At 59.7% G+C, this 10282-nt stretch carries 10 protein-coding genes; 3 read left to right on the top strand and 7 right to left on the bottom strand.

Annotated features, from left to right (window positions below; genetic code table 11):
* Window positions 1-486, bottom strand: a 486-nt coding sequence (locus PFH44_RS20890; RefSeq protein ID WP_283826030.1) for a sugar phosphate isomerase/epimerase family protein, incomplete at its 3' end; no start/stop codon positions are given.
* Window positions 487-520: 34 nt separating this feature from the next.
* Window positions 521-1471, bottom strand: a complete 951-nt coding sequence (gene speB, locus PFH44_RS20895) for an agmatinase (protein WP_045857806.1) — start codon at window positions 1469-1471, stop codon at window positions 521-523.
* 112 nt (window positions 1472-1583) lie between these two features.
* Between speB and PFH44_RS20900 the strand changes: the two genes are divergently transcribed.
* Window positions 1584-2495 carry a LysR family transcriptional regulator gene (locus tag PFH44_RS20900; RefSeq protein WP_045857808.1) on the top strand — a complete coding sequence of 304 codons (912 nt, stop codon included), beginning with the start codon at window positions 1584-1586 and terminating at the stop codon, window positions 2493-2495.
* A 28-nt stretch (window positions 2496-2523) separates the two neighbouring features.
* Here PFH44_RS20900 and PFH44_RS20905 read toward each other — a convergent pair whose 3' ends face one another.
* Both PFH44_RS20905 and surE read right to left on the bottom strand, forming a co-directional pair.
* Window positions 2524-3144: a transporter gene (locus PFH44_RS20905; protein ID WP_283826024.1), complete on the bottom strand. Its 621-nt coding sequence runs from the start codon at window positions 3142-3144 to the stop codon at window positions 2524-2526.
* Window positions 3145-3300: 156 nt separating this feature from the next.
* Window positions 3301-4176 carry a 5'/3'-nucleotidase SurE gene (gene surE / locus PFH44_RS20910; RefSeq protein WP_283826025.1) on the bottom strand — a complete coding sequence of 292 codons (876 nt, stop codon included), beginning with the start codon at window positions 4174-4176 and terminating at the stop codon, window positions 3301-3303.
* A gap of 519 nt (window positions 4177-4695) precedes the next feature.
* Here surE and PFH44_RS20915 point away from each other — a divergent pair.
* Window positions 4696-5484 carry a histidine phosphatase family protein gene (locus PFH44_RS20915; RefSeq protein WP_283826026.1) on the top strand — a complete coding sequence of 263 codons (789 nt, stop codon included), beginning with the start codon at window positions 4696-4698 and terminating at the stop codon, window positions 5482-5484.
* 89 nt (window positions 5485-5573) lie between these two features.
* On the top strand, window positions 5574-6917 hold the full coding sequence (locus PFH44_RS20920; protein WP_283826027.1) for an OprD family outer membrane porin: 1344 nt from the start codon (window positions 5574-5576) through the stop codon (window positions 6915-6917).
* A gap of 45 nt (window positions 6918-6962) precedes the next feature.
* On the opposite strand, the gene PFH44_RS20925 is transcribed toward PFH44_RS20920, so the two are convergent.
* The 3 genes from PFH44_RS20925 to PFH44_RS20935 all read right to left on the bottom strand — a co-directional run.
* Complete coding sequence (locus PFH44_RS20925; protein WP_045857819.1) at window positions 6963-7925, bottom strand: sugar-binding transcriptional regulator; 963 nt, start codon at window positions 7923-7925, stop codon at window positions 6963-6965.
* A 136-nt stretch (window positions 7926-8061) separates the two neighbouring features.
* Window positions 8062-8841 carry a triose-phosphate isomerase family protein gene (locus PFH44_RS20930; RefSeq protein ID WP_283826028.1) on the bottom strand — a complete coding sequence of 260 codons (780 nt, stop codon included), beginning with the start codon at window positions 8839-8841 and terminating at the stop codon, window positions 8062-8064.
* Window positions 8832-10282, bottom strand: a 1451-nt coding sequence (locus tag PFH44_RS20935; RefSeq protein WP_283826029.1) for a dihydroxyacetone kinase family protein, incomplete at its 5' end; no start/stop codon positions are given. The genes PFH44_RS20930 and PFH44_RS20935, both read right to left, overlap by 10 nt.

Consider the following 10282-nt stretch of genomic DNA (forward strand, 5'->3'; position numbering starts at 1 on the left):
GTGGCTGATATCGGCGGTAAAGCGCAGCTGCGGCAGCTGCTGGATAATTTCCAGAGTCAGCCACGGGCTATACAGCGAGGTGGCGCGATGGGTTTCAAAGCTGCAGGTCACCTCGCAGGCGGCGGCCAGCTCGTGGGCCCGGCCGAGAAAATCCACCTGCTGCGCCAGCGGCCAGCGGTCGTTGCCGGCCAGCAGATTGACGAAGCGCGGATTCAGCGTCCTGGCGTCTTCAAAGCGGCTTTTTAAGCGCTCCAGATGCTGGTGCGGCGTCTCGGCCTGCGCCGGGATCACGCCGCCGCCGCTAAAGACGATGGCGATATACTCCAGCTCGGACTCCTGCAGGCGCCGGGCCAGCGTCTGCCGCTCGTCGGCGCTTAGCGGCACGCGGGCCTCGATGCCGCAGCAGCCAACGCTTTTTAGCTCGCTGAGGGTCTGCTGCCACGGGGTGGTCACGCCCCAGAGGGTGCGAAAAACCTTGAGCTGCAGGGTGGGCTGGGCGGTTGGCTGCATTCTGAATCTCCTATGGATATTTCACGCCCGGCAGGACGCAGAGCATTTCATACAGCAGGTTGGCCGCCAGCTGGGAGGTATTGCCGCTGACGTCATAGGGCGGGGAGACCTCAACCAGATCGCAGCCAATCAGGTCCAGGCCGCGGCAGCCGCGGACGATCTCCAGCGCCTGAATGGAGGTCAGGCCGCCGACTTCCGGCGTGCCGGTGCCGGGCGCCCAGATAGGGTCGAGGCTGTCGATATCGAAGCTGAGATAGACCGGGCCCTCGCCCATCTGCTGGCGAACCTCGGCCATGAGCGGCGCCAGCGACCGGTGCCAGCACTGCTCCGCCTGCACCAGACGAAAGCCCTGGTCAACGCCCCACTGGAAGTCGCCGGCGGCGTAGCCCTGGGCGCGCTGGCCAATCTGCACCACGCGTTTAAGATCCAGCAGTCCCTCTTCGACGGCGCGGCGGAAGGTGGTGCCGTGGGCGATTTTCTCGCCGAACATCTCATCGTTGGTGTCGGTGTGGGCATCCACGTGAATCAGCCCCACCGGGCCGTGCTTTTTGGTCAGGGCGCGCAGAATCGGCAGGGTGATGGTGTGGTCTCCCCCGAGGGTCAGGGGGATGAGTGGGAAACTATTTAAAGCGGTGTAGTAATCCTCGATGATCTGCACCGATTTGAGCAGGCTGTAGGTATTTATCGGCACGTCGCCGATATCGGCCACCGACAGCGACTCAAAAGGCGCCGCGCCGGTTGCCATGTTGTAGGGGCGAATCATCACCGATTCGGTGCGAATATAGCGCGGCCCGTAGCGGGTACCGGAGCGCTGGGAGGTGCCGATATCCAGCGGGATGCCAACGAAGGCCGCATCAAGGCCCTGTAAATCTTCGATAAAAGGCAGGCGCATCATCGTTGCGCGGCCGCCGAAGCGCGGCATCTCGTTACCACCCTGCGGTTGATGAAAGACGTTATCCATTTCAGCTCCTGAATCTGAGTTACCAATGCTCGATGAGGAGATAGTGCGAAAGATGCGCTGGACTTTAAATCGTCTGCTGTAAATACTTAGTTCATTTAATGGTGAACTAAGCATGCACAGCGAAGGCAGTCTCAATATTCGTCAGCTGCAGATTTTTGAGGCGGTGGCCCGCCTCGAAAGCTACGGCAGGGCCCAGCAGGAGCTGGGAATTTCGGTGTCGGCGATCAGCAACGCGATGTCCCAGCTGGAAGGCCAGCTCGGATTTAGCCTGTGCCAGCGCGGGCGCGGCGGCTTTGCTTTGACCGAGAAAGGGCAGCAGTTTTTACAGCAGTCGATTCGGGTGCTCGGCGAGCTGAACGAGCTGGAGCGCCAGTCGGCGCTGCTGAAGGGCGAGCACAGCGGCACGATTTGCATCTCGACCCTCGACTCGATTGAAACCGAAACCGCGCTGTCGCTGCCGGTGGTGCTGCGCAGCTTCAGCGATAAGTTTCCTCACGTGCATATCAAACTAATTATCCGCACCCCGGCGGAGCAGCTGAACGGCGTGCTCAATAACCATATCGATCTGGCGATCGGCAGCTACAACTCCCAGGTGCATAACATCATCAGCGAGCCGCTCTATCGCGAGCAGCACTGGCTCTATTGCAGCGACCTGCACCCGATGTTCTTCAGCCGCCAGCTCGATAAAGAGCAGATCAGCCAGTGCCCGCTGGTGACCCGCAGCTACTGGAATACCAGCGATCTGCGGCGGCGCGGCTTCAGCAAAGGCAGCGCCACCGTGGAGACGGTTGATGCGCAGCTGCTGCTGATCCTCTCGGGGAAATATATCGGCTACCTGCCGGAGCACTACGCCTGGCCGTGGATCAAGGAGAACCGGCTGCGGGTGCTGCTGCCCAACGAGTTCGGCTTCCAGTCGCCGTTCTCGGCGATTTGCAAACGCGGACGCAGCAACGAGCCCTATCTGAAAGAGTTTCGTAATTTACTCAAGAAGAATACCGTCGCCAGGCCGAAGTGGAACTACTAGGGGCCGCCGGCCCCGGAGGCGCGTGGGCTCAGGCGCTGGCCGCGGCCGAAGTGCGGGCGAGATAGCGAAAATAGCAGTAGTAGCCGACCGATGACGTCAGGCACAGCATGTAGCCAAACGACTCGCTGCCCTCTTCGACGGCGTTTTTCACCGCCCGGGCGTAATCTTCCGCCAGGATGGCGAACCACAGGCCGTGCATCCCGAACAGGCGCGAGAAGACCAGCACCGCCAGCAGCCCGCTGAGCATCATCCCGTAGTAGGGCGTGCGGGTGTACTGCGCCAGCTGCGCAAGGGTTTGACGGTAATGGATGAGCGGATAAATAAGCGTACACAGCGTGGAGAGCAGGGCAAACCAGACCCAGCTGCCGTGGGAGATCAGATCGAAGACCGCGTCCAGCTCGCGGATCAGCATCGCGAGGAAAAACCCTCCGACGAGAAGATTGCACCAGCGCAGCAGCGCATATCTCTTTGCCAGGCAGAAGTGAATCAGCACGATTGCCGCCAGCACCAGCTCCTGCATGATTTCGGTAAGCGAGATTTCCGCAATGTTGTTATCGAATACCCGTACGTCAATCCATAGACAGAGTACCGCGACGGCGGAGGCGAAGGCCGCGCCAAGGAAAAAGAGAAGGCTTCTGAGTACAGACATTGGCACCCCGTTATATATTGAAAAACAATATGGTAAGTGCCGTATTTATAACTTCCTCTTCACTTCGTGCGCCTTTGCCGCCGTTTTTTAACCTATTGAGCTTTTTCCGCTCTGCCCGACGACGTTCACCGTCAGAGGGCCGTGCGGTCCGCGCATTTACTGGCCTAACAGCGCCTTGTACTGGTCTGTAAACTGCGGGGCGTTCCACACGCCGTCAAAAAGGGTATAGGTGATATAGCCCTTGTTGAGCCAGCCGGAGTCAGTGTCGTCAAGCGTGGGCGCGAGCGCCGCCGGGTTGAGGGTCTGCTTCGCCTTGCCGTCGGCCGTCAGCTCATAGCCGATCTGCGGCGTCGGGAACGTTTCGTTATCGACGTAGCGCACCCCTTTGATCCCGGCTTTTGCCAGCGGCGGATAGTTAATGCTCAGCCCGGACCCTTTGGGTAAGACGGGCGCGCCCGGGGTTCGTTTGGCGCTGAGGGTATCGACTACGCCCACGACGTAATCGACCGACTCCGGCCAGTATTGATGCGTGGCCGGCCAGCCGTTTTTCATCTCCTCATCGCTAAAGATATAGCCGATGCTGGCGGCGATCGCCGGGATGCCGTAGCGCACGGCGCGGGCGGCGGCGCTGACGGTACCGGAATTGACCTGCGCCATGCCGGTGTTGGGGCCGTCGTTCACGCCGGAGATAACCAGGTCCGGCGGCGCGTCCCTCAGCAGGCCATTAAGCCCAAAGTCAACGGCGTCCGCCGGAGTGCCGGGGAAGCAGTAGCGCCTGTCGGCGACCTTTTGCAGGTCGAAGATCTTACCGGGTTTAAAGGTGATGGCGGAACCTATGCCGCTTTGGTTGGTGGCGGGGGCGACCATCCAGACGTCATAGCCTTTGGCTGCCAGTTTGTCCTGCAGCGAGGTGCTGCCCGGCGAGGCGCAGCCGTCGTCGTTGACGATCAGTATTTTCAGCGCGGGCCGGGCCGCCCCGGCGGAGAAGGCGACGGCGGAGAGCAGCGCGGCGGTGAGAAAGATTTTTTTCACTTTGGATCCTTTGTATTTGATGAAAGGGCTGAATCGGGCGCAAAAAAAAACCTAAGACTCCTGCCAGCAGCGCCGCTGCGACGGATATCTTAGGTTTTGCCTGCATTCAGTAACAATCCCGGATAGCCACGAAAATACGCCAGGCTGCGGCCTTCGTCCAGGCAAAGGCTATTTTTTGTGAGCGGCTTCAATAAATAAAGCGTTATTAGTCAGGTTCCTTTCGTGAGACTTTTTACCGCAGGTGATATCTGTTTTTGGGGATTATTAGCCGATGCATGAATATATCATGGAATATATGGCGATGCCGCTGCTTAATCTGCTGGCGATCACATTTATTAATTTGCCACGAAAAAGTGTGTGGCGTTATTTCGCAAGGGTGATATGGTCGGCGTAATTGGATTGTTACTGTGTATACAGGCAAAACCTACGTCAGGTAGCGAAAGCGGTGGTTATCACTTTCGTTATTGAACGTGGGTTTTTTTGTTTTTATTACAGGTGTGAATAACGCAAGGATATAACATGAAAAGATGGCTGTTAGCTTTAGTCGTGGTGACCAGCAGCGTCGCCTGGTCTGCGGAAAATAAAATAACCGCTGCCGATAACGATACGGTGAATATCTATTTTGCCCGCCACGGGAAAACGCTGCTTAATACCTTTGACCGCGTTCAGGGATGGGCCGACTCCCCGCTGACCGAGGATGGACGGCGGGTGGCGCGCTATTTAGGTGCCGGCCTCAAGGGGATTAAATTCGACAGTTTCTACACCAGCGATGCCGGGCGGCAGCGCGAAACGATGGCGGTTATTATGGCGCAGGCGGGGATCGCCGACTCTCGGCCGACCGAGCTGGCGGGCCTTCGCGAAGCGTTCTTCGGCGGGTTCGAGGGCGGCTTGAATCGGGATATGGCCGCCGCGGGAGCCCGTCAGCTGGGGCTTGCCGACGCGGCGGCGCTGTACCGGAAGATGAAGGCCGGTACGCTGTCGGTGCGCGATAGCCAGAACGCGCTTGCCAGCGCCGATCCCAGGGGGATGACGGAGAGCTACGACCAGGTGAAGCAGCGCGTTCAGGCGGCGCTGGCGACCATGCTTGCGCAGGCGAAAGCCGACGGCGATAAAAATATTCTGGCGATTTCATCCGGTACGGCGATGCAGATAATGATCTCCGATCTCACCGATGACCCGGCGAAAAATAGGCCGTTAGCTAACGCGGCGGTGGTCAAAATCAGCTATCACAACGGCCGCTATCGGGTAGATGAGATCGGCTCGTTAAAATACGTTGAGGCAGGAAAGCAGGCGCTCGGCGAAAAATAAAATAACGCTTACTGCACTCTTTTTGGGCCGTATCTCATTATTACCCGTCGTTGGTAAGGATGCGGTTCGGCCTGACTCTGGGGGATACTATGAATCTGACTCGCGTTACCGTAGCGCTTATCGCCCTTTGCGCTTCGACAGCCGCCTGGGGCGGTAATAATAATGAAGCTAAGCAGCCTTTCACGTTAATGAACGACATGGTGAGTGAGCCTTTTTTCCGCGATTCGCATATGACCTTATCGTTAAAAAACTACTGGAAATATCTTAAGGAAGAGAACGCCAATCCTAAGCGCGTGCATAATGCGTGGGGGCAGGGGATCGCCGTGGATTATCAGTCGGGTTATTTTAACGATATATTCGGCGCCGATATTATCTATTATGGCGCCGTTAAGCTGGGAGCCAGCGATTACTTTAACTCTCGCGGCGTGCTCTACAATAACGGCCCCGGTAATAGTAAAAATAATGCCGAAGGCTTCTCTAAATTTGGTCAGCGTAATCTTAAGCTCAGGTACAGCGTCGCGGATATGCAGCTTAACGTCCGCTGGGGCTGGCAGGTACTGAAAAACTATGGCGTCATCTCGACCTCGACGCGGCTGTCGCCGACCACCTACGCCGGCTGGAGCGGCGCTCTGAGCTATGACGACCTGACGCTGCGCGGCGCGTACGTGGAAAACTCCATGGACCGCAACTCGCCGGACAAGAAGCATTTCCAGACCAACGCCGGGCGTGAAATTAACCACCTGGCCAGCGGCGAGCTGCTGTGGAAAGGCCGCTATCTGGATCTGCAGTATGGCTATGGCGAAAGCGATAGCTATCTGCGCCGCCACCTGCTGTTTGCCAATCTCAGACCGATAGCGCCGCTGAATATCGGCATGCAGATATACGCGACCCGCGCGCTTGATGAGTATCGTGCGATGCCCGCGAGCAAGCGCGACTTCGATGATAGCGCCCGGCATTTCGCCCTTGATGCCAGCTGGAAAGCGCAGCGCTGGAGCAGCAGGTGGGGCATCGGCTATACCGAGGCTAAAAAAGCGAACGAGGTGGGCTTTTACCCGCGGCATATGAGCAAAAACTCGCGCGGCACGTTTATCTCGATGGCCTACGCGGGCGATGACTACATGCGTGACCGGGAGCTGGTGCTGGCGAATATCTCGGACTACCAGCTGACTCCGGAGCTGGCGATCGGCCTGGCCGGCAATATTGCTCAGTTTAGCTACCGGGGCAATCACGTGCGCAGCGGCGAAATTAGCGCCTTCAGCCGCTGGGTTCCTTCCGACCCGCGCTTTAAGGACCTGACGGTATGGCTGATGTTTGGTCCGGGCTGGTCGTACAAAAGCAGCGGAAAAACGCCGGTGCTGACCGACGGCCGCTACGCGCGAACCCACACCCTGGCTTCAGAAGCGATCGTTGAATACCGCTTCCGCCTGTTCTGATTAACTGAGGGGGCAATTTGTCGGGCTAACAATCAGCCCGGCGGATTACTGGCTCATGCTTAAAATCGTGCGAATGTTGCGGGCGCTGGTGGCGATGATGTCGACGGCCCCGGTGCGCAGGGCGCCCATAATCGCCATCGCTTTGGTATTTTCAGACGCAATCGCAATCACGCATGGGATCTGCTTGAGCTCTTCAACGCTCAGGCCAATCACCCGGTTGTCCATCACCGTGTTGACGTGCTCGCCGCGGGAGTTGAAGAAGTCGTAGCCCGCGACGTCGCCGATAACGCCCTGGTTAATGCTGGCGTCGTTGATCTCCTGCGGCGTGAACCAGCCCAGCTTCACCATGTAGCTCTCTTCGTTCATATCGCCGATGCCAACCAGGGCAATATCGGCCTTACGCGCGCGGTCGAGCGTCTCTTTGATGGTGCCGTTCTGCAGCAGCAGCTCTTTTAGCTGCATATTTTCGACGTAGGCCGGCGCGTACAGCGACTCGCTGCTGCCGCCAAATTTTTTCGCCAGCAGACGGCTGATATGATCGGCGTTGATGATATCGCCCGGCCGATGGGTGCCGCCGATGCCGCAAATAAAGCGGCAGTCCCGCGCCTGGATGGTGCCGGAAAATTCGGCGACCGCCGCCACGTTGCGACCCTGACCCACCGCCACCACCACGTTATCTTTCAGCATGTTGTTGAGGTGGCTGGAGACGAGGGTGGCAACCTGGCGACGCTGCTCCTCTTCATCGTTATGGTCGAGGGCGATCAGCGCGCGGGTGATGGGGAAACGATCTTTGAGCTGCTTCTCCAGCTGGGTGCTGAAGATCGGGTGGTAGCGGACGTTGATCTCGACGATCCCTTCTTCTTTTGCCCGTTTTAGCAGACGTCCGACCTTAATACGCGAGAAGCCAAATTTGTTGGCAATCTCTTCCTGCGTTATTTCATCACAGTAGTAGGCTACGGCAATCTCGGTGAGTAGCTCATACTCCTGGGACGCGCTCGATTTTTCCATTCGGCTGCTTTCTCCACGCGATAGATTAATGTTTAGGGGGTGAACATTTGCTGAAAGTATATCAGAAACGTTTTTACCTCAAGCAGGGTAAGCGCGACGGTTCTCTGCAAACCCCGTCGCGCTTCGGGAAGGACGGCTAGCTCTCCGGGCGGTCGGCCGCTATCTTCTGCGCTTCGGCAAGAATTGACGCAAAGTCCTCGGGCCGGTGGGCAAAACGGCCGAGGAAAATGCCGTCAACGTCGGGCCACAGGCGGCTGAGCAGGCCGGGGCCCGCGCTTCCGCCGTAGATAACCTGCAGCTGCGGGCCGTAATTTTGCTGCAAATGCGCGCGCAGCTCCCGGCAGACGTGGCGGATATAGTCGTCGCTGGCGGGCTTTGGCGCGCCGATGGCCCACTGCGGCTCCCATGCAAAAATCGTCGGCGGCAGCGCGCCGTCTCCGCGGTGCGCCAGCAGCGCCTCCACCTGGCCGATGGCGTAAGCGGCGGCCTCTTCGGCGCTCATCTGCCGGTCTTCACCAATACAAACGACCGGCGTGAGATGCGTGGCGTAGGCCATATCGATCTTCTGGTTGATGACGTCGGTGGTTTCGCCGAAGTGGCGCCGCCGTTCGGCATGGCCCAGCTCGACGTAGCGGCAGCCCATCTCCTGCAGCATGGCGGCGCTGCTCTCGCCGGTCCAGGCGCCGGGCGGAGCGGCGCAGATGTTCTGCGCTCCCGTGGCCATGGCCGTTCCCTCAAAGCAGCGCAGCGCAGCGGCGACCGCCGGCATCGCCGGGAAGGTGAACAGCTGCAGCCGCGCCGTCAGCTCTGCCGGCTGCTGGCGCAGCAGATCGGCAACCTGCTGGCACCACGCCTGGGTTTGGCCATAGCCAAAATAGGTTTTATGGCTGGTGCCGACGATGGGGCTTAGGGGCATACGTTCTCCCGATGTTGTTCAGTTTCAGGGTTGTCGCTCATGCAGGCGCCTACCGCGGCGATGATCATCGCCAGCGAGACCGCGCCGGCGTCCGGCGTGCCGAGGCTGCGTTCCGCCAGCGGGCGGGCGCGGCCGATTTTTGGCAGCAGCTGGGCGGTATCCTGTGCGCTCTGGCGGGCGACGCGCTCGGCTTTGCTCCAGGCCTCTGCGAGAGAGAGCCCCTCGTCCGTTGCCGCGCTCAGCGCCTGGCTAAACGGCAGCAGCACGTCGACCAGGGTTTTATCGCCGGGTTTGGCTTTGCCAAAATGCATCACTCCGGCGTTGGCCTGCGAGATGGCCAGCGCCACCCGCGCGGCGTCAGGCTTTTCCTGATTGCCGATGGTGATACCCAGCGTATTGAGGATCACGCCCCAGATGGCGCCAGAGGTGCCGCCGGCCTCGTCTGCCCAGGCGTCAGCGGCGAATTGTAGCAGGGTACCGGCTCCGGCACCCCGTTCCAGCACCTTTTTCGCCGCGCTGCGGGCGGCAACGACGCCGCGCTCCATGCCGATGCCGTGGTCGCCGTCGCCGGCGATCGCATCGATACGGCCAAACTCTTCGGCGTTATCAATCACCGTTTGCGCGACGGCGTCAATCATCGCCATCACCTTGACGGCGACCTCTTTCGATTCCGCGCTGCCCTGGGGAATGGTGACCTCGCCGCTCTGCGCCAGCTGCTGCGGATCGAGGGGAACGTGCGGCAGAACGGAGCCGCGGCTAAAGGCCGGAGCGGTGGCGGGGGCAAGCCACAGGGCCTCCAGCTCGTCATCAAACCAGACGAAGGTCATCGACATCCCGGCCATATCAAAGCTGGTGACAAACTCGCCAATCTGGATATCGGTCACTTCGACGCCGGCTTCCTGCAGCAGCGGCTGCACGTCGTGCCAGAACACGAACAGCTCTTCATACTTCACCGAGCCAAGACCGTTAATAATGACGCCCAGGCGCGCGCCTTTAGCCTGCGCGATAGCCTGCGGGCGCTCTTCCAGCAGGGGGCGGGTGAGCATCTGCGCCAGCTCGTTCGACGACACGGTGTCCAGTTCGCTAATGCCCGGTTCGCCGTGGATCCCCATGCCAAAGCCCATCTTCCCTTCCGGAATGGTAAACAGCGGGTGCTCGGCGCCGGGGAAGGTGCAGCCGCTGAAGGCCAGGCCTAGCGAGCGCGTTTGCTCGTTGGCACGACGGGAGATAGCCAGCACCTCGGCCAGCGAATCGCCGCGTTCTGCGGCGGCGGCGGCGGCTTTAAACACCACCAGATCGCCGGCTACGCCGCGGCGCTTCTCTTTTTCAGCCAGCGGCGCGCTGGAGATATCGTCGGTGATAGCCATGGTTTCACAGGGGATCCCCTCGGCGCGCAGCCGTTCGCAGGCGAGGCCAAAATGCAGCACGTCGCCGGCGTAGT

Source organism: Klebsiella sp. Ech2A (assembly GCF_030078455.1).
GTDB lineage: Bacteria > Pseudomonadota > Gammaproteobacteria > Enterobacterales > Enterobacteriaceae > Klebsiella > Klebsiella terrigena.

What these genes read in the sequence shown, in the direction of transcription:
- speB (WP_045857806.1), bottom strand. Translation starts at nt 1,471, where the DNA reads ATGGATAACGTCTTTCATCAACCGCAGGGTGGTAACGAGATGCCGCGC.
- PFH44_RS20925 (WP_045857819.1), bottom strand. Translation starts at nt 7,925, where the DNA reads ATGGAAAAATCGAGCGCGTCCCAGGAGTATGAGCTACTCACCGAGATT.
- PFH44_RS20920 (WP_283826027.1), top strand. Translation starts at nt 5,574, where the DNA reads ATGAATCTGACTCGCGTTACCGTAGCGCTTATCGCCCTTTGCGCTTCG.
- PFH44_RS20930 (WP_283826028.1), bottom strand. Translation starts at nt 8,841, where the DNA reads ATGCCCCTAAGCCCCATCGTCGGCACCAGCCATAAAACCTATTTTGGC.
- PFH44_RS20900 (WP_045857808.1), top strand. Translation starts at nt 1,584, where the DNA reads ATGCACAGCGAAGGCAGTCTCAATATTCGTCAGCTGCAGATTTTTGAG.
- PFH44_RS20915 (WP_283826026.1), top strand. Translation starts at nt 4,696, where the DNA reads ATGAAAAGATGGCTGTTAGCTTTAGTCGTGGTGACCAGCAGCGTCGCC.
- PFH44_RS20905 (WP_283826024.1), bottom strand. Translation starts at nt 3,144, where the DNA reads ATGTCTGTACTCAGAAGCCTTCTCTTTTTCCTTGGCGCGGCCTTCGCC.